Here is a 24,235-nt window from a genome sequence, read left to right on the forward strand (position 1 = left end):
GTCGACGATGCAGCCTGTCGTTTCCCCGCCTTCCCGCCTTGGACAATCGCTTCGGACCAGCGCGCGCGCCCTGCTCCTGTCCTCAATCCTGCTGGGATCGATCGGCAGCCCTGTCGCCGCCCAGACCGTCAATGACGATGAAGGGGTTGCCGCACAGCAGTTGAACCTGCCCAAGGACGTGACCGTCTTTGGCAAAAGCGATCCCAACGTCCGCAAGGCTACGGCCATCGTCAACGGCCGCATCATCACCGGCACGGACGTTGACCAGCGCCTGGCGCTCATCCTCGCGGCAAATGGCGGCAAGGTGTCGCCAGAGGAACGGGAGCGGCTGCGCGTGCAGGTGCTGCGCAACCTCATCGACGAGACGCTTCAGATTCAGGAAGCCGCCGCCCACGACATCAAGATCGACAAGTCGGAAATCGACCAGAGCTATGAACGTGTCGCGGCGAACTTCAAGCAGTCGCCCGCCCAGTTCGACCAATATCTGCGCGCTCAGGGTAGCGCGCCCGCCAGCATCAGGCGCCAGATCGAAGGCGAGCTGGCCTGGAGCCGCCTGCTCCGCCGCAACATCCAGCCCTTCGTCAACGTTTCCGCCGATGAAGTGAAGTCGGTCGTCGATCGCATGAACGCCGCCAAGGGCAGCGACGAATATCGCATCGGTGAGATTTACCTGTCGGCTACGCCCGAAAATGAGGCTCAGATCGTCTCGAACGCCCGCAACATCATCGAACAGATCAAGCAGGGCGGCAGCTTCGCCGCCTACGCCCGGCAGTTTTCCGAAGCATCGACTGCTGCGGTTGGCGGCGACCTCGGCTGGGTACGCCCGGCGCAGTTGCCCGATGAACTGGCCAAGGCCGCCAATGAGATGCAGGTCGGGCAGCTCGCTGGTCCCATCCCCGTTCCGGGCGGCATCTCCGTCATCTATGTCATGGACAAGCGCAAGGTGCTGACCGCTGACCCGCGCGACTCTCTGCTCAGCCTCAAGCAATTGTCGATCAGCTTCCCGCCCGGCACGACCAAGGAGCAGGCGAGTGCCAAGGCGGCCAGCTTCGCCGCGCAGATCAAGACGATCAAGGGATGCGGCCAGGCGAATGAACTGGGTGGCAAGATCGGCGCCGATGTCGTGGACAATGACAATGTGAAGGTGCGCGACCTGCCGCCGCAGTTGCAAGAAATCCTCCTCGGCCTGCAAGTTGGTGAAGCGACCCCTCCCTTTGGCTCTGTCAATGACGGCGTGCGCGTTCTCGTCGTTTGCGGCCGTGATGAAGCCAGCAGCGCCGCCGCGCCGAACGCCGAACAGATCATGGCTCAGCTGGAGGAAGAACGGGTCAACAAGCGCGCTCGCATCTATCTGCGTGACCTTCGCCGCGATGCCATCATCGACTATAACTGATCCAGCCTCGGTTCGACCGGAGCTGGCACCTTTTGCCGTCCCGCTGGGCGACCCGGCGGGGATCGGGCCGGAAATCGTAGCGAAAAGCTGGGTGATGCGCGAAGCACGCGGATTGCCCACCTTTTTCGCCGTGGGTGATGCTGCATCGTTGCGCCGGGTCTGGTCCGGCCCTATCGCCCCCATCGCCACGCCGCAAGAGGCAGCGGCGCTGTTCGACACCGCGCTTCCCTGCCTTCAGGTTGCCGACGCCGGTGACATCGTACCGGGCTCCCCCAGCATCGACGGCGCGCGCACTGCGTTTCAGGCACTGGAAGTGGCGGTCGGCCTCGCCCGCACCGAATCGGCCGCCGGGATCGTCACCGCCCCTGTCGGCAAAGAGCAGCTTTACGGCGTCGGCTTCACCCATCCTGGCCAGACCGAGTTCATCGCCGAACGTTGCGGCGTAGCCCCCCACAATGCGGTGATGATGCTCGCCGGTCCTTCATTGAAGGTCGTGCCCATCACCATCCATATCCCGCTGGCAGAGGTGGCCTCGGCCCTGACCATCGACCTGATCCGCGCCCGCGCCACGACCACGGTCAAGGGATTGCAGCGCAATTTCGGCATCCCCCGCCCGCGCATCGTCGTCGCCGGACTCAACCCCCATGCGGGTGAGGGCGGCGCGCTGGGCCGGGAAGAAATCGACATCATCAGCCCCGCGATCGAATCGCTGCGGGCGGAAGGCATGGACATTGTCGGCCCCCTTTCCGCCGATGGCCTGTTCCACGCCCGCGCCCGCGAAACCTACGACGCGGTGCTGTGCATGTATCATGACCAGGCGCTGATCCCGCTCAAGACGCTGCATTTCGATGAGGGCGTCAACATCACGCTCGGCCTGCCCATCGTGCGCACCTCGCCCGATCATGGCACCGCCTTCGGCATTGCCGGAACGGACAGCGCAAACCCCGGCGCGATGATGGCCGCGCTCAAGATGGCGGCGGAAGCTGCGCGATCCCGGTTAAGCCATGGGAACTGATACGCGGCCGGTCCTGCCGCCGTTGCGTGAAGTCATCGCTGCGCACGGCCTGCAGGCGAGCAAGGCGCTCGGCCAGAACTTCCTGCTCGACGAACAGTTGCTCGATCGCATTGCCGTGATCCCCGGATCACTAAAAGATCAGCCCGCGTTCGAGGTTGGCCCCGGCCCCGGCGGTCTGACCCGCGCGATCCTGCGCGCTGGAGCGCGGCTGGTCGCCGTCGAAAGGGATCATCGCTGCCTGCCCGCTCTTGCTGAATTGTCAGACGCCTTCCCCGGCCAGTTGCGCGTTATATCCGGCGACGCCATGCAGGTGGACGCGCATGCCGAAGCGGGCGAACATGCCCACATCATCGCCAACCTGCCCTATAATGTTGGCACAGCGCTACTTATCGGCTGGCTGTCTGTGAAATGGAACCCGCTGCCCTGGTGGTCTTCCCTCACGCTCATGTTCCAGATGGAAGTCGCCGAGCGCATTGTCGCGAAACCCGGCGGCGACCATTATGGCCGCCTAGCCGTCCTGTCCCAATGGCGCAGCGACGCCCGCATCGCCATGAAGGTCCACCGCAGCGCCTTCACCCCGCCGCCCAAGGTCATGTCCGCCGTCGTGCACATCACGCCCAAAGCAGCGCCAGAGGGCGTGCAACTAAAACATCTTGAACGCCTCACCGCCGCCGCCTTCGGCCAACGCCGCAAGATGCTGCGCCAAAGCCTCAAAGGTCTACCGGGAGCGTTGGAGGCGCTGGATCAAATCGGCATAGATCCACAGCGACGGGCCGAAACGGTCAGCGTCGAGGAATTTGTTGAAGTGGCCCGGGTGATGGGAGGGGGCGGATCATAGATCTGCTTTGGATGGATTGCGGACAGTCTGCTTTGACAAGCGATGTTGAGAATTAACCTATTTTGACAGGAGTCAAACTGGTCCCTTCAAAGCTACTCACAAGGTGAACTGTGAGCCCAAATAATCGATCACATCTTGTGCGTTTTGATCCGGCGGAAATACCGGGTAGAAGACTTTTGAAATTAAGCCATCGCGAACGATCAGCGTACACCGCTTCAACAACCGCATCCCGCTGGTTTCGAAGTATGGCAGTCGCATGGCATCAATCAACACATTGTCTGCGTCAGACAAGAGAGGGAACGGCAGATGCAGCCGTGCCGCTGCCTCTGCTTGATAATCTGTGCTCTGGGTTGAAAGCCCAAACAAATTCCTGACGCCAAGCGCCCGAAGCTCTGCGAAATGGTCGCGAAAGGCGCAGGATTGTGGAGTGCACCCCCGAGCGCCGGGGATCATATCCCAATTTGGGGGCAACGGGACGTCAGGTTGCCCCGTCATCGGATAGGCATAGATAACCGTCAGTCCAGCCAATGCTGCTACGTCGATCTGCCCGCCTTCGGTAGATGAAAGCAAAACAGGCGCGAACATAGTGCCCTGTAAGTGGTCAGCAGTACCATCATTTTCCGGCGTGGGTATCGCCGTCCAATCGACTGCCAACAAATTTGTCATGGCGACTCCTAGTTCGATGCACAAATGGCAGGCGGGCGTATTTCTGGCAAACGCTGATTTTCCGGACAAAGTGGCCCTACCCGCATCTATAAACCTGTATCAGAATCTACGTCTGTAAATGGATTGCCGACCCTATCGACCGAACGACAATTCTGATCGCTTGCAGCTGGGCAGCTTGCCTCTCTCCATCCGGAAGGCGCTGTAGAACGCAGCGCCCCACGATCAGCACCGTCGATGGCTGGCGAGCGTGAATTTCAGTCATCCCCCCTCCCGCAGGCGGGAGGGGGCTAGGGGGTGGGCCAGCGCAACGCCCGACCTTATTCTTCAACGGCACGCCAGCAGGCTCGTTTCGCTCGCGTCCAACCCTATTAAACCCCTCCCACCTACGGGAGGGAATGTCTTAGGTAACCCCTTCAAGAAGCCTCAGGGCGTCTCGGTCTCCACCGCCTTAGGCACCACGACAGCATCCTTCGCACTCAGCACAGTCGCAGGCGGCCCCTTCTGGATCGCGGCGGCGAGCTTGCCGACAGCCGCGCAGTCGGACTTGCAAGCGCTCTGCGCCTGAGCGAGATTTTCCTTTGCCTTGGCGATCGCACCCTTCTCGACCATCGCCTCGCCCTGCCCAACTAGCGCATGCACATCGTTCGGGTCGAGCAGCAGCGCCTCGCGATAGAGGCGGATGGCCTTGCCCTGAAGGCCCTGCGCACGGGCTACTTCAGCGAGCTCAATATAGGCCGAGCGATTGCGCGGATCGACCGCCAGCGCCGTTTCCAGCGCATCGTTCGCCGCATTGAAATTCCCCGCCCGGCGCGCGGTGACGCCCGCCTGCTGCCATTCGATCGACAAAGGCGAAATCTGGGCATCCGGCCGCTGCGTCAAACCGGCGCTCGACACGGTGGTCAGCAGGGCGGCAAGGGCGATCGAAGCAGGGGTAAAACGCATGCACAACTCCAGCCATGTTTCAGGCGTTGATTCTGCCCGAGTGTCGTCATTTTGGCGGGGCTTGTCCATCGCCTCTTTCATGCACCGCGCCGAAGCCGGGCGAAATAGAAACCGTCCGTCGCGTCATGGCCCGGCGTCAGCAAACGGCCATGCCCATGCACCCGCCCGGCCATGATCGGGATCGCCTCAGCCGTCCATCCCTGGTGGCGATCGAGAAACGCCTGCACCTGCCCTGCCCCTTCCTGATCGGTCAAGGCGCAGGTCGCGTACACAAGCACCCCACCGGGCGCCACCAGCGGCGCCGCGAAGTCCAATATGCGCGCCTGCTCGCCCACCAGCCGTTCGAGCCGCGCGGGTGTCAGGCGCCAGCGAGCCTCGGGATTGCGCCGCCAGGTCCCGGTCCCGGAACAGGGCGCATCGACAAGCACGACGTCCGCTTGGCCCTGCAGGCTCTCCAGCCCGCGCGCCTCATGCCCCTGATCCAGCAGCAATGTCTGGATGAAGGTCGCCCCCGCCCGCTCGGCGCGCGGGTCGAGGCGTGAGAGGCGCGAGCGGATCGTGTCCGCCGCGATCAGCGTCCCTTGTCCCGCCATCGACGCCGCAAGCGCCAGCGTCTTGCCGCCCGCGCCCGCGCAAAGGTCGATGACAGTCATGCCGGGCGCAGCGCCGCAAGCCGCCGAAATGAGCTGGCTGCCCGCATCCTGCACCTCGACCAGCCCCTGCTTCCACGCATCGCTCTGCTCAACCGGCCAACCCTCCGGCAGGCGCAGCGCGTCAGACAAGCCGTCGATCGGCACCGCTTCGGGAAAGATCGGCGCGGCATCCTCCGGCGTAGCTTTCAACGGGTTCACCCGCAAATCCACAGGCGCCCGGCCCAGCAACTCCTCCTGCTCGACAGGCGCCGCAAACAGCGGCTTGAGCCAGACGGGCACCGCTCCGGCTATCGCACCCGCCTCATCGGCGAGGATGGGCGCAGGAGCATGGCTCGATCCATCGAACAAGTCCGCGATATCCGGCCGCTCCAGCGCCAGTCCGATCATCGCCGCACGGCCATTTTCCGGCCGCTCCGCAGCCCGGCGCACCGCATCATAAACATGATCGCGCACCGCCCGTCGGTCGCGCGAACCGGCATAGCGCCGTTCCTTGAAATAGCGTGCGATCAGCGTATCGGCAGCCGGTCCGCCATCGCGCGCCGAAGCGATGATGGCATCGAGCAGCTCGATCGCAGCCTGAACACGCGCGGAGGGGGTCACCCCGCCTTACCCTCAACGGGTGGGATAGTTGGGCGCTTCCCGCGTGATGGTCACGTCATGGACATGGCTTTCGGACAGGCCCGCATTGGTGATCTGAACGAAGCGCGCGCGCTCCTGAAGGTCCTTGATCGTGCGGCTGCCGGTGTAGCCCATCGCCGCCTTCACACCACCGACCAGCTGGTGGATGACGTCCTTCGCAGGCCCCTTGAACGGCACCTGCCCCTCGATCCCTTCGGGCACCAGCTTCATCTGGTCCTTGATGTCCGCCTGGAAATAGCGGTCGGCAGAACCGCGCGCCATCGCGCCGACGCTGCCCATGCCGCGATAGCTCTTGTAAGCGCGGCCCTGATACAGGAAGGTTTCACCCGGTGCTTCGGCCGTGCCCGCCAGCAGCGATCCGACCATGACGCAGCCCGCGCCAGCCGCCAGCGCCTTCGCAACGTCGCCCGAGGTACGAAGCCCGCCGTCGGCAATCACAGGAATACCATGCTTTGCCGCTTCATTGGCGGAGTCCATGACCGCAGTCAGCTGCGGCACGCCCACGCCCGCCACCACGCGCGTGGTGCAGATGGAACCAGGCCCAATGCCGACCTTCACGCAGTCCGCCCCGGCGTCGATCAAAGCCTTGGTCGCTTCAGCGGTCGCGACATTGCCCGCTACGACCTGAACATGGTTGGACAGACGCTTCACCGCCTCGACAGCAACCGCGACCTGCTTGCTATGGCCATGCGCGGTATCGATGACGATCAGGTCGCATTCGGCGTCGATCAGCGCCTCGCTGCGCTCCAGCCCCTTGTCGCCCACTGTCGTCGCCGCCGCCACACGCAGGCGGCCCGAACCGTCCTTGGTCGCCTGCGGATAGGTAACCGCCTTCTCGATATCCTTGACGGTGATGAGGCCAACGCAATGATAGTCATCATCGACCACCAGCAGCTTCTCGATCCGCCGCTGATGCAGCAGCCGCTGCGCTTCATCCTGCCCCACGCCCACCTTGACCGTGGCAAGATTATCTTTCGTCATCAGTTCGCTGACGGGCTGATTGGGGTTTTCCGCGAAGCGCGTGTCACGATGGGTGAGGATGCCGACCAGCTTGCCGCTGTTCTCAACCACCGGAATGCCGCTGATCCGGTGGCGCTCCATCAACATCTGCGCGTCAGCCAGGGTAGCGCGCGGCGTGATCGTGATAGGGTTCACCACCATGCCACTCTCAAAGCGCTTGACCGCACGCACCGCGTCCGCCTGCTCTTCGATCGACAAGTTGCGGTGCAGGACGCCGATGCCGCCCAGCTGCGCCATGACGATCGCCATGTCGGCCTCCGTCACCGTGTCCATCGCAGAGGACAGGACCGGGATGTTCAGCTTGATCTGCTTGGTCACATAAGTGCTGGTGTCCGCCTGGCTGGGCAGCACATCGGACTCGCCGGGCTGCAACAGCACGTCGTCAAAAGTGAGGCCGAGGCGGATATCCATGTGAAAGCCACTTTCTTCTGTGCGACCTGCCAAGGGGCATAGCGCGATCGCTGGGGATTCGTGGCGGCCCATGTAACCATTAACCAGCGAAACGGCCAGACCTTAGGCGCATTTTGTTGCTGGCCGCCTCACGGCACAGGAGGACGGGCGCTTTTCAGGATTTGGCAGTCGCGCCCACAAGCCGATCCAGCCATGCCTGCGCCTGCTTCGGCTCCCCAACAGCCTGCGAACTGACCGGGCCGCGCGATGCAAGAAACTCCTGTTGCAACTCAAACTGCGGCATCAAAAGTTGCTCCCGCGCCTTGTCGATGGCTTCCCCGATTTCTGCCAACTGTTCGATGACCGGAGCGATCGCGGCGCGACTTGCCCGGTCCTCCTTATGCCCGAACAGACCCCATTTCCCCGAAGCAGTCACGCGCAATGCGTCGATGAGCTTCTCGGTATATTCCGCCTCCAGTTCCAGGCGGCGGGAGTCCAGGCGTTCCAGTCGGTCAGCTTTTGCCATGACAGTCCCTATCTCACCACGATGAGATCGCCGCAAACAAAAAGGGGCGCCGCCCGACGGCAGCGCCCCTTTCAAACCATAGACCGCAGATCAGATTCCGGCAGGCGAAGGATCGCCGAACGGCCCCTTCCGCTTGCGCGTCTTGGGGATAGACGAACCCGCCGCCGGAACCACCGAAGGCTTGATCGTCGTGCCGTCGTCGCGGGTAATCTCACCCTTGTCGAGCAGCGTCTTGATCTCCTCGCCCGACAACGTCTCATATTCCAGCATCGCGTTGGCCAGCAGGTGCAGCTGGTCCTCATGACCCTTCAGCACTTCCTGCGCCCGGGTATAGCCCTGCTCCACCAGTCCGCGGATTTCCTTGTCGATCAGCTTTGCCGTCTCGTCCGACATATGAACGCGCTGGCTCTGCGAATAGCCGAGGAAGGTTTCGCCCTGCTGCTCCTCATATTGGAGCGGCCCCAGCTTGTCCGACATGCCCCACTGAGTGACCATGTCGCGCGCGAGCTTTGTAGCATATTGAATGTCACCCGAAGCACCCGACGACACCTTGTCATAACCGAAGATGATCTCCTCGGCGACGCGGCCACCCATGGCGACAGCCATGTTCGCGTGCATCTTGTCACGGTGATAGCTGTAGCTGTCCCGTTCCGGCAGGCGCATCACCATGCCCAGCGCACGGCCGCGCGGAATGATCGTCGCCTTATGGATCGGATCGGACGCCGGTTCATGAACCGCGACGATGGCATGGCCTGCCTCATGATAGGCGGTCATCTTCTTCTCGTCCTCGGTCATAACCATGGAGCGGCGCTCGCTGCCCATCATGACCTTGTCCTTGGCCGCCTCAAACTCATCCATCGCGACCAGACGCTTGCCCCGCCGCGCCGCCATCAGCGCCGCTTCGTTGACGAGGTTTGCCAGATCAGCACCCGAGAAACCCGGCGTACCGCGCGCAATCGTGCGCGGGTTGACGTCGGGCGCCAGCGGCACCTTCTTCATGTGCACGGCCAAAATCTTCTCGCGGCCCTCGATGTCGGGACGCGGCACCACGACCTGACGATCGAAGCGGCCCGGACGCAACAGCGCAGGGTCCAGCACGTCGGGGCGGTTGGTCGCCGCAACGATGATGATACCCTCATTCGCCTCGAAACCGTCCATTTCGACCAGCAGCTGGTTCAGCGTCTGCTCGCGCTCGTCATTGCCGTTACCGAGGCCCGCGCCGCGATGGCGGCCGACCGCATCGATTTCGTCGATGAAGACGATGCAAGGCGCGTTCTTCTTCGCCTGCTCAAACATGTCACGAACACGGGAAGCACCCACGCCGACAAACATCTCAACGAAGTCCGAACCGGAAATGGTGAAGAAGGGAACCCCCGCCTCACCCGCAATCGCGCGCGCGAGCAGCGTCTTACCCGTACCCGGCGAACCCACCAGCAGCGCGCCCTTGGGAATCTTGCCGCCCAGCCGCGCAAATTTGGTCGGGTCCTTCAGAAACTCGACGATTTCCTGCAATTCCTCGCGCGCTTCATCGATGCCCGCAACGTCATCAAACGTCACTTTGCCGTGCTTCTCGGTCAGCAGCTTTGCCTTGGACTTGCCAAAGCCCATCGCACCGCCAGCGCCGCCGCCCTTTTGCATCTGCCGCAACACGAAGAAGGCGATACCCAGGATCAGCAGGAATGGCAGCGACTGGTAGAGCATGATTTGCCAGAAGCTCGGCTGCTCCTCAGTCTGTCCGGAATATTTGACGTTATAATCGTCAAGCAGCCCGGTCAGCCCCGGATCATTCACGGGTACGGTGTTGAATCGCTGTCCGCTGGTCAGTGTGCCGGTAATCTTGTCGGTCGCGATCGCGACGTCCTTGACCTGCCCCTCCTGAACCTTTGATCGGAATTCGGAATAGGCGAGGCCGCTACCCGCCTGCGAGGCGGAACGGCTGTCGAACATCGAGACGAATAGCAGCAGAGCGACAATCACCCCCGCCCAAATCATCGCGCTCTTGATCCAGGGGTTACCCTGCGGGTCCTTCTCGTCGTTCATCATCACTCTCTTTCACCGGGCAAGATAGGATGCTCCGGCAAAATCGCAAGTTGGGTGCAACGGTCTGCTGACGTTATCCGCCCACGAACTGCGACAGGGCGATATAGGCCAGGATCATCGCCAGGCCCGCCGACACGCCGCACAGCAGATATCCGACATACAACAACAACGGCGGATGCGGGCGGGCCAGCTTCCGGTTACGTTGCGCCGCCGAAAGGATCACACTGGCGAGCACACCATAGGTCAACGCCGCAAATTCGAACATAAATGACTTTCCATGCCTGAGTGCCGACCCCAATACGCCTGAAGGCTATTAAGGAAAGGTCATTGCGCTGCAACAATTCGACGGAGCGAGGCGTCGGCGCGTTGATCCGTGGAACCTTTCCGTAACGATCAATTCAATGCCCGAAGTCGTTTCGGACGAGACTCATCATCTCGCTTAACGGTCGGCCTTCGCACCCAAGATCGATTCTGATTCAGCGTCGCGGCGGCGCCACGCTGATTTTCCAGGCGGAGCCTCCTGTCAGCAGCAAACTGCCAAGGCTCGCCTGCCCGCCCCGCATTGCCACCGCGATGGCCCGGTCAAGCGTGTCGCCTCGCGGCTCCGAGTCCGGCTCCGCCTCGGCGATAATGCGCAGCAACAAGCGCCGCAGCAGCTCACGGGGTAAATCCGTGCGGGTCAGCAGCCACGCCCCCCCTTCCCTGCGAACATGCGCCGCCGCGATATCCTCGACCGTCCAGTCCAGCGCTTTCTCGCACTCCGCCAGCGCCGCCGCACTGCGGACGGCACTTTGCGGGTCGAGCCATTCGGCTTCCTTCAGATGCCGTCGAATCACCGCCCGATCAAATCGCGGATCGACATTGGAAGGATCGTTGACGAAGGGAAGCCCGCGCTCACGCGAATAGTCCAACAGTTGCGCGCGTCGCACGCCAAGCACGGGCCGCAATACCCGCCCTTGCCGCGCGCGGATTCCGGCCAGACCATTGACCCCGGCACCCCGGTTAAGCCGCATCAGCACGGTTTCCAGCTGATCATCGGCATGGTGCGCGGTGAAGATCCAATCGATCCCGCGATCGGTCCTCCATTGTTCCAGCGCCGCATAGCGTTGGGTCCTCGCCCATTGCTGGACATTGCCCGTAAGAGGCTGGGGCGGATGCAGAACGGCATGCGCGACACCGTTGCTACGGCACCACTGCCCCACCATTGCGGCCTCTTCCGCGGACTCCGGCCTCAATCCATGGTCAACGGTGGCCGCTTCCACCCTGCCCGCGAAGGCATGCGCAGCCATGGCAAGCAAGGCCATGCTGTCGGGACCGCCCGACACCGCCACGCCAAAACGCAGCGAGGCATCGTTCCCCGCCAGCGCACCAACCGATCGCGTCAGCAGCGCTTCCAAGTCAGGCTGAGCCGAATGCGGCGCGGCCATGCGGGTGCCTTAGCTGCACTTCGCCTTGGCGCGTCCCTTGTCCATCATGCCGCGCTGGCTGGCCGACATGGTGGTGCCATAGACCTGTTCCAACTCCGCATAGACCTTGCACGCGTCGGCAGGCTTCTTGAGCTGGATCAGCGCCTCACCCAGATAGGCAAGGCTGTCGGCGGCGCGATCCCCCTTGGGGCGCTTCTGATAATTGTCGTAAAAAGCGACGGAAGCCAGCGCGGGCTTGCCATCGTCCAGATAGGCACGACCCAGCAGGTTCGAAGCGCGGCTCGCGACCGGCGCAGTACCATATTTATCCACCGTCGCCTTCAGTTGCGCCTGCGCCTCGGGATAGAATTTTGCGTCCCACAGACGAAAGCCATAGCTATAGGCGTCGGCCGCCGCATCGCCGGTCGATGGCCGTTCGATCGCCGCCACGGCCGCCTTGCGCGCCTCGGTCGCACCACCATTAGTGCCCGGCTTTGGCGTGGCCGGGGCTGCATTATCTGCAGGAGCCACGGGGCGCACGGGCGGCGGAGCAACCACTTCGGCGCGGCTCTGCGCCTCAGCCTTATATTTGTTGAACGCCTCTTCCAGCTGACGGATCTTGAAGCTGTTTTCCTCAACCTGTCCGGTCATCGAGGCGAGCTGCGATTCCAGCGCGCCCACCCGCGCCGTCAGATCGGCGACGGGCGATGATGACGGCGTGCCGGGCGGGACGGTGGGCGTCACCGGGCGATTGATTTCCGCCTCCAGAGGAGCGCCTGCGGGAAACACCTTGCGCTGTACCGCGCGCATTTCCTTTTCCAGCCGGTCAACGCGCACATCCAGCGCCACATTCTGGGCGGCCGCTGCTGGCGCGAGCGCAACCATAGCGGGCGCCTCCAGCAGCAGGGCGGTTGTCGCAAACAAGGCGTAACGCATGATGATCCCCGACTAAAACTTAAATTCACCGACGATACGGCCCGCAAAGGCCGCGCTCCCCGCTCTTAACCATAAGGCCATATTCGCCGCCGTAAAGCAGGACGTGCGACCCAAACAGGGATTGGAGACGCGTTAATCCGCCGTGGACGGAGCCGCTGGTGCGGGCTCCGCAGGGATCGCAGGCGCCACGCTCCCGGTCACAGGCCGCGCGGCAGGTGTTTGCGCAGCCGAGGGGGCGGCTGAGGGGACCGCCGCAGGGGCAGGCGAATCGGCCGAAGCGGCAGGCGCCGGAGCAGCCCGCGCCAGCAACGCCGCCGCCGAGACAGGCACATCGGAGATCGTGCGATCAGGTGCGCCAAGCGGCGCAATAGGCTTGCCACCGACCGTGACCGTCAACGCTTGCGGACGGCCGGTCAGGATCATGGGGTTGCGAGCAGTGGCAGGCAGGGTGAAGCTCTCACCCTTCTTCATCAGGCCATCCTTCAGCCGATCACCAGCCTCGTCATAAATGCGCAGCCACACATCGTCATTGGCGGTGAACACCACCGTCTGCGCCACCGGCGCGGCGGGACGCGCGCCCGGCGCCGGTTTCGCGGCAACGGCGGGCTTGGCCTGTTCGGCGGCGATCTCCTGCCCTGTCGGCGGAGTCAGCATCTGCGTACGCCAGATGGTGAAGCCAGCCACCAGCACAATCACGATCGCCGCGGCCGTCCAGGCAAGCAGGCGCGACGGCACACGGGCCGGATCGGCCGGTTCGAACGCCTCGTAGCGATTGGCGCCTAGGTCGGAATTATGGACGGCATGGCGCACATCGGCGGCAATGGCCACCTCGTCCAGATCGACCGCGCGGGCATAGGCGCGGGCAAAGCCGACCGCATAGGGAATTCCCGGAAGCGCAGAATAGTCGTCCCGCTCTATCGCTTCCAACTGACGTTGCGCGATGCGCGTGCGCGTCGCCACGTCCTGGATCGACAGGCCATGCGCCTCACGCGCCGCGCGCAGCTTTGCGCCCGGAGTGCCCAATTGCACGTCCGGCGCCGTCGCGCCGCTTTCCACTTCGGGTTGTTCTGCCATGCTGCTCCGCGATCTTATAAGCCGGTCTTGTCTCATTCCGGCACAGGGATTGTCAACGCCGCCGGGGTCGTGCCTGACCCATTTTCCGGTTCAATTCAGTTCGATGCCCCGCTCATCCGCCCATTGCGTCAGCGCGCCACGAATATCCACGATCCCGTCGTCCAGCAGCTTGCGCATCAACGCCTGCAATTCGGCGGCATCGATAGCCCGGATCATGGCCTTGACCGGACCAACCGACGCAGGCGTAATCGACAAGCGCCGAACGCCCAGGCCAACCAGCGCCATCGCTTCCAGCGTCCGCCCGCCCATCTCTCCACAAACGCCAACCGGCACCTGATATTCTTCGCAAGTCCGCACCACCCGGCTGAGGAAGCGCAAGATGGCGATGCTCAGCCAATCATAGCGCTCCGCCAACTTCGGATGCGCCCGGTCGGCTGCAAAGAGAAATTGCGTCAAATCATTGGTGCCGATCGACAGGAAATCGAGCTTGGGTAGCAGCAGGTCCAGCACCTCCGCCAGCGCAGGCACCTCCAGCATCGCGCCATAGCGTACCGCCGTCGGCACCTTCTTGCGCTGGGCCACCAACCATTCGCGCTGATGCTCCACCAGAGCGCGCGCCTTCTCATATTCCCACGGCTCCGACACCATCGGGAACATGATGTTGAGCACCTTGCCCGCCGACGCTTCGAGCAGCGCCCGCGCCTGCGCCTTCATCAACCCGTCGCGGTCCAGCGCCAGCCTCAGCGCGCGCCAGCCCATCGCCGGATTGTCCTCCAGCTCCTCATCCTCATCGCGCTGCATATAGGGCAGCGCCTTGTCACCGCCGATGTCGACGGTGCGGAAGATGACGGGCCGGTCGCCCGCTGCGTCCAGCACATCCTTGTAGAGCCGCTGCTGCTTTTCCCGCTGCGGCAAAGTCGCGGACACGAGGAACTGGAATTCCGTCCGAAACAGCCCGATGCCGTCAGCGCCGACCAGGTCCAGCGCCTGCGCGTCCTCACGCAGGCCCGCATTCACCATCAATTCGATACGCTGCCCGTCCGCCGTCACCGACGGCAGATCGCGCATCGCGGCGAACTCCGCCCGGCGCTTCTGCGTGACATGCAGCTTGTTCTCGAACGCCTCGTCCATGTCCGCCGTCGGACGGATCAACAGGTTGTTCGACACGACGTCCATCAGGATGAGGTCACCCTCATTCACCTTGTGCCGGATTTCGCGGACGCGGCCCAGCACCGGCACGCCCATGGCGCGCGCCACGATAGTGACATGCGCGGTCAGCGACCCTTCCTCCAGGATCACACCTTTCAACCGCCGCCGGTCATATTCCAGCAGTTCCGCCGGACCCAGATTGCGCGCGATCAGGATGGCGTCCTGCCGCAGGCCCATGGTCGCGGCCGTCCCCAGCTGCCCCGACACGATCCGCAACAGGCGATTGGCCATGTCCTCCAGATCATGCATGCGATCCTGCAACAGAGCGTCATCGATCTGCCGCATGCGCATGCGGGTGCGCTGCTGCACGCGCTCGATCGCCGCCTCGGCGGTCAATCCGCTGTCGATCGCCTCATTGATGCGCCGTATCCAGCCTTCATCATAGGCGAACATCTTGTAGGTCTCGAGCACCTCCTGATGCTCGCCCTCCATCCCGAACTCGACAGCGCCCGTCATGCGGTCGATCTGTTCGCGCATCTTGGTGAAGGCGGAAATGACGCGCTGCCGCTCCGCCTCGGTATCCTCCGCCACCGTATGCTCGACATGAACACGCGGCTGGTGGAACACCGCATGCCCCCGCGCCATGCCCATGACCAGCTGCAAGCCTTGCAACATGATCGTGCCCGTATCCTGCACGCGCGAATCCGCCGGGCCATCATCGGCCAATTCAGCATTGGCGATCAGTTCCGAAAGCACCATGGCCACGGTCTGAAGCGCCTCGATCTCGACCTCTTCATAACGGCGCGGTTCCACATGCTGCACGCACAAGACGCCGATCGCGCGCTCGCGCCGTACAATCGGCACGCCTGCAAAGCTGTGGAACAATTCTTCGCCCGTTTCCGGCCGATAGCTGTAGTCCGGATGCGCCGCGGCTTCGTCCAGGTTCAGCGTTTCCACATTGGTGGCGATCAGGCCGACAAGCCCCTCCCCCATCGCCATGCGGGTGACGTGGACGGCCTCCTGCTTCAAACCGCGCGTCGCGAACAGTTCCAGCAGCCCCTCGCGCACCAGATAGATGGAGCAAACCTCGCTCGACAGCGCCTGGCCGATAATGTCCACGACCTTGTTCAGCTTGGCCTGCGCGCTCGTTCGCGCAGCCATCACCTCCTGCAAACTGGTGAGGATGTGGCGGGCGGCTGCGGCGGGCGTCGTGGGCATGATCAAGCGCTAACAGATCGCAGCCCCCCTTTCCAAGAGGAAGTCAGGGTTAATCTGGAGAGAACCCCATCAAATCGTCAAAAGACGAGCGCCTTCCCCCCAAAATCCTCCCCATCGCCAGATGGGGAGGGGGACCCCATCAAGCCGTCGCCGCCGAAGTCTCACACAATTCCTTGAACTGCTGCGCCATCTGATCCCATCCCGGATGAAACCCCATTGCCTCATGTCGCTTCAGCGCTTCGTCGCTCCAATGCCGCGCCGTCGCGGTAAAACGCGTGCCCTCACCCTCTTGCGCGAAGCTCCAGATCGACGTCAGGAACGGCTCCTGCGGTATCCAGCCGGACGCATAAGCATCGGTCGACACAACCCGCTCTCCCGGAACGACCTCAAGGAAAATGCCCTCCATCGGCCCGGTATCCTCGCCATCGGGGCCGAACATGCGCACTGCACTGCGGCCACCGGGGCGCAAATCTTCCTCAATCACCTCGGCCCGCCACGGCTTGGGGCAAAACCATTGGTCCTTCAGGTCCGTCCACACCTTCCACACAATCTCGCGCGGGGCGGCGATGTGACAGCTGACCGACAGCTCATGTTGCGCGCTGCTCATACCGTCGCTCCCTCATAAGCCGCCTTCATCCGGGCAAGGTCCAGCTTTTGCATGGTCATCATCACCGCCATCATGGGCTGGATGCCGGGACCGCCCTTCCGGTGCATCTCCATCACCTCTTCAGGCACCAGCTGCCAGGACAGGCCATATTTGTCCTTCACCCAACCACAGGGACCGGGCGAGCCGCCATCGGCCGTCAGCACATCGAAATAGCGGTCCAGTTCCGCCTGATCCTCGCAGGACACCGACAAGGACACCGCTTCGGTAAAGGGAAATTTCGGCCCACCGTTCAGGCCCTGATAGCTTTGCCCGAACAGGGTGAACTCGACCAGCAGCACGTCCCCTCCCTTGAAAGGCGCAGGACTGGGGACATCATCCGGATAGCGGCTGATCGAATCCACCGATCCGCCAAAGACCGAGACATAGAAGCGCGCAGCTTCCTCGGCCTGCCCATCGAACCACAGGCAGGGTGAAATCTTGGACATCGTTCCTCTCCTTACGCTGCGGTCGAGCGCATGCCGACCAGCGCGAACATCGCGCCTTGCGGGTCGGCAGCCTGGATGATCCAGGCGCCGCCCGGCACTTCGGCAGGGCCATTAAGCACCGTGCCGCCGCCTGCCCTCACCTTCTCAACGCCCACATCAATGTCGGGCACGACGAAGTAGAAAAGCCATTGCGGCACCGGCATTTGCTCGGGCTTGCGCATCATGCCGCCCTCCATCGCGTTGAATTCGGTGGAGCCTGACATGGAGAAAAGCTGATAGCTTCCCATCGGCCCCATATCCATCGCCTCACCCTTCCCCCAGCCAAACTGCGACGTGTAAAAAGCCAGGTCCGCATTGAAATTGCCGCTGTACAGCTCGTGCCAGCCGACATGGCCGTTCGCCATCGGCGGCGCGGCGTCCATGCCATCGGGGCTTGATCCCTTCAGCAGCATGAAGATCGCCCCGCCCGGATCGCTCATCACGGCAAAGCGGCCGACGCCGGGAATATCTTCCGGCGGCCGCTTCACGCTTGCCCCCGCACCGCTCAACCGCCCGGCATCCGCATCGACATCGGCCGATCCGACATAGCCGCCCCACCAGGGCGACATGCCGCATTCCTTCGCTTCGGCCGGAATCCGCATGATGCCACCCACCGGACCCGCGCTGCCGGACACGACATTATAGGGATCGTCCGTCCGCTCGCCACCAAAGGGCTGCGCCGTCCAGCCTACCACGTCGCCGTAGAAGGCGATCGCTGCGTCAGGGTCGCTGGTCATCAGTTCGTACCAGAAGAATTTGCCGGTGAGATCGGTCATCATCCGTCTCCTCTAAAAGGAAGTTTCAGGCCTTTTGGTCGAGCATCACGTCGAACCCGCCATAGATCATCCGCTTGCCGGAAAAGGGTATCTCCCCATCTTCCTGCATGCGGGGGTCCTTCATCGCTTTTTCCTGCCCCGCATCACGGGTCGCCTTGTCGGGCCATTCGATCCAGGAAAAGACGACATCCTCGTCCTCTTCGGCGATCACGGATGTCCGGAAGTCATTCACCTTCCCCACCGGGACATCATTGCCCCAGCATTCAACCATACGCAGCGCGCCATGTTCCAGAAAAACGGGCGCGGAACGGGCGGCAAACTGCTGATACCGCTCCTTCTGCCCCTTGGGCACGGGAACCACGAAGCCATCGATATAGCTCATCATCTCTCTCCTTATATCTGTCAGGACGAAGTCAGGCCGTCGTTTCCGGCTGATTCACAGCCAGGGCCGCCTCCATATCCATCCACGCGAGTTCCCAGATATGGCCGTCCAGATCGGCGAAATCGCGGCCGTACATGAAGCCATGATCCTGCAACGGATTGGGTTCCGTCCCTCCCGCCGCCAGCGCCTTGGCCATCGTCGCATCGACCGCAGCCCGGCTTTCCTCGCTGAGCGCAAGCAGCACCTGCGCCGTTTCATGCGCATTGGGAATGCGCCGCGCCGTGAAGCTGGAAAAACGTTCATGCGTCAGCAGCATGACGTGGATTGTGTCGGAAAAGCTGACCATCTGCGCGCTGTCATCGGCAAAGTCATTGTTCCGCACGGCACCGACCGCTTCGTAAAAGGCGATGGAAGCGGATAAGTCCTTCACCGGCAGGTTAACGAAAATCATCTTTGGCGCGGGGGCATTGGGCATCACGCATCTCCTTGAGCTTCGCGGCAAGGAACTGTCGCTCTCGACTCACCGCCTTGAACTTTGTGGACCCATAGATTATCTTCTGCAACATATAAGTTATAAAAAATAACTAAGGACTCGCAATTGAAAAAGCGCGCCTATCAGGATGGCTGTGCAGTCGCCCATGCGCTGGACCTTGTCGGGGACCGCTGGGCCATGCCCATCATGCGGGAATTGATGCTGGGGCCAAAGCGCTTCACCGATCTGCGCGCCAGCCTGCCCGGAATCAGCGCCAACGTGCTGACGCAGCGACTGGAGGAGCTGGAGGCGGCCAGCGTCCTCATCCGCCGCCGCCTGCCCCCACCGGCCGCCAGCCAGATTTACGAACTGACGCAATGGGGCCGCGAGTCGGAAATCCTTTTCCAGGTCCTCGGCCGCTGGGCCTGCCGCTCACCTACGATGCAACCCGGCCAGCCAATGAGCAACGTGTCGGTGGTCCTCTCTATGCGCACCATGATCGACCGCAGCCGCATTGGCGATCTGGACGCCGTGATCGGCTTCCGCTTCGGCGAGGAAGAATTTCGCGCGCTATTGAAGGATGGCGACTTCACCATCGATCGCGGCTCAGCCCAGGACGCAGACGTGCTGTTCAGCGGCGATCAGAACGCCTTGGCCGCCGTCGTCTATGGCGGAGCCAGCTTCAAGGATGTCGCCGACGCGCTCCAGGTCCAGGGCGACCCCGCATTGGCGGAACGCTTCGTGCGCCTGTTCCCCCTGCCCGCCAAGGCCCCCGCGACCTACCCCTCCGCTTAGCGCGTAATCGGGAAAGTCGGCACAATCACACGGGGCGCGGATGTAGCGCCCGGCACCAGCGCCTGCCCGCTTTCCTCACGCAACCTTGGCAGCGCGGGCGGCGGGACGAAGCCCGCTCCGATTTCCGCAGGCGGCTTGGGCGGCGGCGGCAAAGGCGTTGGCGACACAATCACCGTCACAGTCCCGCCAAAGCGCGACTGCCACTCCGCCAGCCGCCGCAGATAGTCGGCATAAGCCTCGTAAAATTCCTGAAACGGCTGCTCAAGCGCGGTCAGCGCCTCCGGAGCGTAGCCCAGCAGCTGGCTCGACGGCATCGCAAGCACCTTCGCCCCGACCTCAATCGCGGCCTTGCAGAAGGTCGGCTGAACCGGCGGGAGCGAGAAGAAATTATAGACGACCGTATTCAGCAGTTCGCGCGACTGAAGGCCCCCGCTCCCATAAGCCGCCGTATAGTTGCGATCGACCGCGGCATTGGCCTCCCGCAGCACGTCCTTATGAACCCGCAATATCTGATTATATTGCACCCGCGCCGGTTCGTTCACGCCATGGCAGGACAGCGCCGCCACATTCAACGCCATCCGGACATGCCAAAGCGCCGTATTGGCCGTCACCCCGCGATTGGGCGTCAGATATTTGCCCTCCGGATCAGCCTCGGGAATGCTCATATCCTCTACCGCGCCCATGGGCGGCAGCGGCTTGATCGTCCGAACGACCGGCGGCGGAGGCGTGGGCGGTGCCTTGGGCGTGGAGCAGCCTGCAACCAGCGCTAAGGCGCCCACCGAAGCAATTGTCCAGACGCGACATGAAACAGCACGCAGCGGCAACCCGATATCCCTTATGATGAATTCTCTGCGCAAAAACTCATGGCAAAGCCGCGCGTTCCTGGCGATGACCGCCCGGATCACTTCATCCCTCAGGAGATTCGGCTCATCCCGATATCGGGACCGGGTACACTTCAGGCGCTACGCCGCTCCAGCGCAACCGCCGCCTCGGCCATCAATTGCGCGATGATCTCCGCGACCGGCTCTTCCTTGGTGACCATGCCAACGGACTGACCCGCCATCAGCGACCCGCCTTCGACATCACCGTCAATCACAGCGCGACGCAGGGCACCTGCCCAATAATGTTCGATCTGCAACTGCGCCTCGCCCATGTCGACCGATCCGCTGTCGAGCAGGTTGGCGACTTCACGCTGCTTGGCGGTGAATGCCTCCGTGCCGTTATTCTTGAGCGCGCGCACGGGGATGACCGGCAGGCGCGGGTCGATCTGCACACTCGCGATCGCGTCGCGAGCGGACGCGCGGAAGAAGGATTTCTTGAAATTCGGATGCGCGATGCTCTCGCTGGCGCAGGCAAAGCGGGTGCCCAGCTGCACGCCCGCCGCACCCATTTCCAGATAGCCGGCGATCGCCTCGCCGCGCCCGATGCCGCCCGCGACGAACACCGGCACCTGCGAAGCCATTTCGGGCAAGATTTCCTGCGCCAGCACGCTGGTCGCCACCGGGCCGATATGACCGCCCGCTTCCATCCCCTCAACCACCAGCGCGTCCACGCCCGAACGCACCAGCTTCTTCGCCAGGCTCAGCGCCGGGGCAAAGCAGATCAGCTTCGCGCCCTTCGCCTTGATCGCCTCGATGCTGCCCTTGGGCGGCAGGCCACCTGCCAGCACGACATGACCGACTTCATGACGCGCGCACACTTCGATCAGGTCGAACAGCTGCGGGTGCATGGTGATCAGGTTGACGCCAAAGGGCTTGCTCGTCAGCGCCTTCGTCGCCGCGATTTCCTTGTCCAGCAATTCAGGCGTCATCGCCCCACAAGCGATCACGCCGAACCCGCCAGCGTTGGAAATGGCCGCAACCAAATTCCGCTCCGACACCCAACTCATCGCCCCGCACATGATCGCGACCTCGCACCCGAGAAATTCGGTGCCGCGAGCCATCAGGGAAGTGAGTTTGGCGTTGGTCATATGCATATTCCTAGAATCACAAAGCCCCTCCCCTTCAGGGGAGGGGTTGGGGTGGGGGGCTTCCCCACGCATTGTTCTATGGGGCACGGCCCCACCCCCGACCTCCCCTGAAGGGGAGGGGAGAAAAGGTCAAGCGACCGGCGCGTCGAGCCCATAAGCCGTGTGCAACACACGCACCGCCAGCTCAGTCTCATCCTCGTCGATCAGCACCGAAACCTTGATCTCGCTGGTCGAGATGGCGAGGATATTGATCCCACGCTCCGCCAGCGACTTGAACATCGTCGACGCGACACCCGCATGGCTCTTCATGCCGACGCCCACGACGCTAATCTTCGCGACCTTCGTATCGGGGATCACGCGGTTGAAGCCGATCTCGTCCTTCTGGCTTTCCAGCACGTCCAGCGCGCGGGCCAGATCAGCGCCCGGCACGGTGAAGGTAACGTCCGTCTCGCCCTTGTCGCGGCCGACATTCTGGATAATCATATCGACGTTGATCGCCGCATCGGCCAGCGGGCCAAAGATGTGCGCCACCGCGCCCGGACGATCCGGCACGCGGGTCAGGGTGATCTTCGCCTCATTCTTGTCATGGGCGATGCCGGTGATGAGCTGACGTTCCATCTTGTCTTCCTTGAGCTTGGCTTCCAGTTCCTCTTCGCTGACGATCAGCGTACCGGGGAGGTCGGTCTGGGTGGGATCATCGAAGGAGGAAAGCACCTGCACGACCACGCCTTCCTTCATGGCGAGGCCGACCGAGCGGGTCTGGAGCACCTTGGCCCCGACCGATGCCAGTTCCAGCATTTCCTCATAGGTAACGAGGTCGAGCTTGCGCGCCCTCGCCACAATGCGCGGGTCGGTGGTGTAGACGCCATCGACGTCGGTATAAATGTCGCAGCGATCAGCCTTCAGGGCCGCCGCAACCGCGACCGCCGAAGTGTCCGAACCACCACGACCCAGGGTCGAGATGCGGCCATCCTCCATCATGCCCTGAAAACCGGGGATAACCGCCACGGTGCCGCCGCGCATGGACGAAAGCAGATCGATCGTGTCGATCTCACCAATGCGTGCCTTGGCATGGGCTTCATTGGTACGGATCGGCAGCTGCCAACCGAGCCAGCTGCGCGCGTCCACACCCATGGCCTTCAACGTCATGGCCAGCAGACCGCTAGTCACCTGCTCGCCGCTTGCAACCACGACGTCATATTCCGCCGGATCGTAAAGCGCGGAAGCTTCCTTGCAGAACCCCACCAGACGGTCGGTCTCGCCCGCCATCGCGGATACGACAACAGCGACTTCATGCCCCTGTTCGACAACATGTTTCACGCGCGCGGCCACGTTGCGAATTCGCTCCATCCCCGCCATGGAGGTGCCGCCGAATTTCATCACGATGCGCGCCATTTGCCTGTCAAACCTGTCTGCTGATCTGGAAAGCGTCCGTCCCCCTCCGGGGAAAAACGGCGCCGCTATAGCAGCAGCGGCGGATATGGCAAGCAAGCCATCGGCCGGGGCGGAACACCACGGCTCACCCCTCATTCCTTTCACTCGAAGAATGGAAGGAAGAAGCCATGGACGGAATCTTGTACGGGCTCATCACGATCGGAGGCCCGATCCTGCTGGCGGCGGTGCTGATCTACGTGATGATGAGCAACCGTCGGCATAGAAGCCCCGAAGAATTGGCGAGGACGGAAGCGGCTACGCGCGAGCTGCGCCGCCAGCTGGACGCCGAGGATAAATATCTTGACGGCGAAGGCCCGCCACCGCGCAAGACATAAATGCCCGTGGCGCGCAGTCGCGCAGCTTGATAGTCAGGGCGCATGGCCAATTCAGCGACAAGCACGATCGATCCCCGCGAAGCCGCGCACTTCGGCGCAATGGCGGCCGACTGGTGGGACCCCAAGGGCAGCAGCGCCATGCTGCACAAACTCAACCCGGTAAGGCTGCGCTATATTCGTAGCGCGATCGACAGACACTGGCTTGGCGAGGAAAGCAGCTTCCTCCCACTTGAAGGCAAATCTGCGCTGGATGTGGGATGCGGCGCGGGCCTTTTGTCCGAACCTCTGGCACGGTTGGGCGCTGCGGTCACCGCGCTCGACGCGGCGGAAGAAAATATCGCCATCGCCCGCGCCCATGCGGACGGTCAGGGTCTCCTGATCGACTATCGCGCGACGCCCGTCGAACAGCTCAACGCCGGAAGCTTCGATCTCGTCACCTCCATGGAAGTCGTGGAGCATGTCACCGACCCCGCCGCCTTCGTCCGTGCGCTGGCGGACAAGCTCAGTCCCAACGGCCTGCTCGTCATGTCCACGCCAAATCGCACACCACTCTCACGCCTCGCCATGATCCGCATCGGCGAAGGTATCGGCGGCATTCCAAAGGGAACGCACGACTGGGACAAGTTCCTGACGCCCGAGGAGCTGAAAGACATGCTGGTGAAGGCCGGACTGGAGGTGACGGATGTAACCGGCCTCTCCTTCGACCCGCGCAAAGGCTTCACGCTCTCGTCGAACAAGGCGATCAACTATCTGCTGACCGCCCGCCACGCTGGCGATGGACGGCGCGCGTTGACGGGATGAACAGGCGCGCCCGGAATGAGATGTAGGGCTCACGAGGGGCGCGGAGCTTTGTGCTTAAGATCCGTACCATCTCTCATCCGTTCGCCCTGAGCCTGTCGAAGGGCTCTACTTCCTTTTAAAAAGGAGAGGGCTTCGACAAGCTCAGCCCGAACGGGGTGAGGGATTCAATCAAGAGGTACGGCCCCCTCAACCCAACACACTAAGAAGCGGCCGCCACCGGGCCTGGGGGCGACCG

General features: G+C 62.9%; 25 protein-coding genes. 6 read left to right on the top strand and 19 right to left on the bottom strand.

What is annotated here, in order from left to right; translation table 11 throughout:
- The first annotated feature begins 7 nt into the window (after positions 1–7).
- From ACZ51H_RS07395 to rsmA, 3 genes are read left to right on the top strand one after another with little or no spacing between them, the layout of a single operon-like run.
- Positions 8–1,393 (top strand): peptidylprolyl isomerase, encoded by a 1,386-nt coding sequence (locus tag ACZ51H_RS07395; RefSeq protein ID WP_464801396.1) that lies wholly within the window; start codon positions 8–10, stop codon positions 1,391–1,393.
- Positions 1,371–2,408, top strand: a complete 1,038-nt coding sequence (gene pdxA, locus ACZ51H_RS07400) for a 4-hydroxythreonine-4-phosphate dehydrogenase PdxA (protein WP_464802866.1) — start codon at positions 1,371–1,373, stop codon at positions 2,406–2,408. The genes ACZ51H_RS07395 and pdxA overlap by 23 nt, the downstream gene beginning before the upstream one ends.
- Entirely contained in the window at positions 2,398–3,246 is an 849-nt protein-coding gene (gene rsmA / locus ACZ51H_RS07405; protein WP_464801397.1) for a 16S rRNA (adenine(1518)-N(6)/adenine(1519)-N(6))-dimethyltransferase RsmA, read from the top strand. The genes pdxA and rsmA overlap by 11 nt, the downstream gene beginning before the upstream one ends.
- 96 nt (positions 3,247–3,342) lie before the next feature.
- On the opposite strand, the gene ACZ51H_RS07410 is transcribed toward rsmA, so the two are convergent.
- The 16 genes from ACZ51H_RS07410 to ACZ51H_RS07485 form a co-directional block, all read right to left on the bottom strand.
- Positions 3,343–3,912, bottom strand: a complete 570-nt coding sequence (locus tag ACZ51H_RS07410) for a peroxiredoxin (protein ID WP_464801398.1) — start codon at positions 3,910–3,912, stop codon at positions 3,343–3,345.
- 423 nt (positions 3,913–4,335) lie between these two features.
- Positions 4,336–4,854: a tetratricopeptide repeat protein gene (locus ACZ51H_RS07415; RefSeq protein WP_464801399.1), complete on the bottom strand. Its 519-nt coding sequence runs from the start codon at positions 4,852–4,854 to the stop codon at positions 4,336–4,338.
- A gap of 77 nt (positions 4,855–4,931) precedes the next feature.
- Entirely contained in the window at positions 4,932–6,107 is a 1,176-nt protein-coding gene (locus tag ACZ51H_RS07420; RefSeq protein WP_464801400.1) for an RsmB/NOP family class I SAM-dependent RNA methyltransferase, read from the bottom strand.
- A 12-nt stretch (positions 6,108–6,119) separates the two neighbouring features.
- Positions 6,120–7,577 (bottom strand): IMP dehydrogenase, encoded by a 1,458-nt coding sequence (gene guaB / locus ACZ51H_RS07425; RefSeq protein WP_464801401.1) that lies wholly within the window; start codon positions 7,575–7,577, stop codon positions 6,120–6,122.
- A gap of 154 nt (positions 7,578–7,731) precedes the next feature.
- Positions 7,732–8,082 (bottom strand): hypothetical protein, encoded by a 351-nt coding sequence (locus tag ACZ51H_RS07430; protein WP_464801402.1) that lies wholly within the window; start codon positions 8,080–8,082, stop codon positions 7,732–7,734.
- Between the two features lie 90 nt (positions 8,083–8,172).
- Positions 8,173–10,122: an ATP-dependent zinc metalloprotease FtsH gene (ftsH, locus tag ACZ51H_RS07435; protein ID WP_196226569.1), complete on the bottom strand. Its 1,950-nt coding sequence runs from the start codon at positions 10,120–10,122 to the stop codon at positions 8,173–8,175.
- 73 nt (positions 10,123–10,195) lie between these two features.
- Positions 10,196–10,387, bottom strand: coding sequence for a hypothetical protein (locus ACZ51H_RS07440; RefSeq protein WP_196224194.1), 192 nt, complete (start codon positions 10,385–10,387; stop codon positions 10,196–10,198).
- A gap of 211 nt (positions 10,388–10,598) precedes the next feature.
- On the bottom strand, positions 10,599–11,549 hold the full coding sequence (gene tilS, locus ACZ51H_RS07445; protein WP_464801403.1) for a tRNA lysidine(34) synthetase TilS: 951 nt from the start codon (positions 11,547–11,549) through the stop codon (positions 10,599–10,601).
- A gap of 9 nt (positions 11,550–11,558) precedes the next feature.
- The gene (locus ACZ51H_RS07450; RefSeq protein WP_464801404.1) at positions 11,559–12,464 is read right to left on the bottom strand and encodes a hypothetical protein; all 906 of its coding nucleotides are present in this window, start codon (positions 12,462–12,464) and stop codon (positions 11,559–11,561) included.
- Between the two features lie 132 nt (positions 12,465–12,596).
- Complete coding sequence (locus ACZ51H_RS07455) at positions 12,597–13,538, bottom strand: helix-turn-helix domain-containing protein (protein ID WP_464801405.1); 942 nt, start codon at positions 13,536–13,538, stop codon at positions 12,597–12,599.
- Between the two features lie 90 nt (positions 13,539–13,628).
- Positions 13,629–15,905 (bottom strand): phosphoenolpyruvate--protein phosphotransferase, encoded by a 2,277-nt coding sequence (ptsP, locus tag ACZ51H_RS07460; RefSeq protein ID WP_460986254.1) that lies wholly within the window; start codon positions 15,903–15,905, stop codon positions 13,629–13,631.
- Between the two features lie 139 nt (positions 15,906–16,044).
- Positions 16,045–16,512: an SRPBCC family protein gene (locus ACZ51H_RS07465; RefSeq protein ID WP_464801406.1), complete on the bottom strand. Its 468-nt coding sequence runs from the start codon at positions 16,510–16,512 to the stop codon at positions 16,045–16,047.
- Entirely contained in the window at positions 16,509–16,997 is a 489-nt protein-coding gene (locus tag ACZ51H_RS07470) for a VOC family protein (protein WP_464801407.1), read from the bottom strand. Before ACZ51H_RS07470 ends, ACZ51H_RS07465 begins: the two co-directional genes overlap by 4 nt.
- 11 nt (positions 16,998–17,008) lie before the next feature.
- A complete protein-coding gene (locus tag ACZ51H_RS07475; protein WP_464801408.1) occupies positions 17,009–17,812 on the bottom strand; it encodes a VOC family protein in 804 nt (267 codons plus the stop codon).
- Positions 17,813–17,837: 25 nt separating this feature from the next.
- Positions 17,838–18,194: a DUF1428 domain-containing protein gene (locus tag ACZ51H_RS07480; protein ID WP_449474659.1), complete on the bottom strand. Its 357-nt coding sequence runs from the start codon at positions 18,192–18,194 to the stop codon at positions 17,838–17,840.
- Between the two features lie 31 nt (positions 18,195–18,225).
- Positions 18,226–18,669 carry a VOC family protein gene (locus tag ACZ51H_RS07485; RefSeq protein WP_460986258.1) on the bottom strand — a complete coding sequence of 148 codons (444 nt, stop codon included), beginning with the start codon at positions 18,667–18,669 and terminating at the stop codon, positions 18,226–18,228.
- Between the two features lie 123 nt (positions 18,670–18,792).
- Between ACZ51H_RS07485 and ACZ51H_RS07490 the strand changes: the two genes are divergently transcribed.
- On the top strand, positions 18,793–19,461 hold the full coding sequence (locus ACZ51H_RS07490; RefSeq protein WP_464801409.1) for a winged helix-turn-helix transcriptional regulator: 669 nt from the start codon (positions 18,793–18,795) through the stop codon (positions 19,459–19,461).
- Here the strand turns inward: ACZ51H_RS07490 and ACZ51H_RS07495 are convergent.
- The 3 genes from ACZ51H_RS07495 to ACZ51H_RS07505 all read right to left on the bottom strand — a co-directional run bounded on the left by ACZ51H_RS07495 (position 19,458) and on the right by ACZ51H_RS07505 (position 22,825).
- A complete protein-coding gene (locus tag ACZ51H_RS07495; RefSeq protein ID WP_464801410.1) occupies positions 19,458–20,240 on the bottom strand; it encodes a hypothetical protein in 783 nt (260 codons plus the stop codon). The two genes, ACZ51H_RS07490 and ACZ51H_RS07495, sit on opposite strands and share 4 nt — an antisense overlap.
- Before the next feature lie 176 nt (positions 20,241–20,416).
- The gene (locus ACZ51H_RS07500) at positions 20,417–21,430 is read right to left on the bottom strand and encodes an NAD(P)H-dependent flavin oxidoreductase (protein ID WP_464793536.1); all 1,014 of its coding nucleotides are present in this window, start codon (positions 21,428–21,430) and stop codon (positions 20,417–20,419) included.
- A 129-nt stretch (positions 21,431–21,559) separates the two neighbouring features.
- Positions 21,560–22,825, bottom strand: coding sequence for an aspartate kinase (locus ACZ51H_RS07505; RefSeq protein WP_464801411.1), 1,266 nt, complete (start codon positions 22,823–22,825; stop codon positions 21,560–21,562).
- A 167-nt stretch (positions 22,826–22,992) separates the two neighbouring features.
- On the opposite strand from ACZ51H_RS07505, the gene ACZ51H_RS07510 reads away from it, so the two are divergent.
- The gene (locus ACZ51H_RS07510) at positions 22,993–23,199 is read left to right on the top strand and encodes a hypothetical protein (RefSeq protein WP_460986263.1); all 207 of its coding nucleotides are present in this window, start codon (positions 22,993–22,995) and stop codon (positions 23,197–23,199) included.
- Between the two features lie 42 nt (positions 23,200–23,241).
- The gene (gene ubiG / locus ACZ51H_RS07515; protein WP_464801412.1) at positions 23,242–24,000 is read left to right on the top strand and encodes a bifunctional 2-polyprenyl-6-hydroxyphenol methylase/3-demethylubiquinol 3-O-methyltransferase UbiG; all 759 of its coding nucleotides are present in this window, start codon (positions 23,242–23,244) and stop codon (positions 23,998–24,000) included.
- The last annotated feature ends 235 nt before the right edge of the window (positions 24,001–24,235 follow it).

Source organism: Sphingobium sp. TomMM15 (assembly GCF_055397045.1).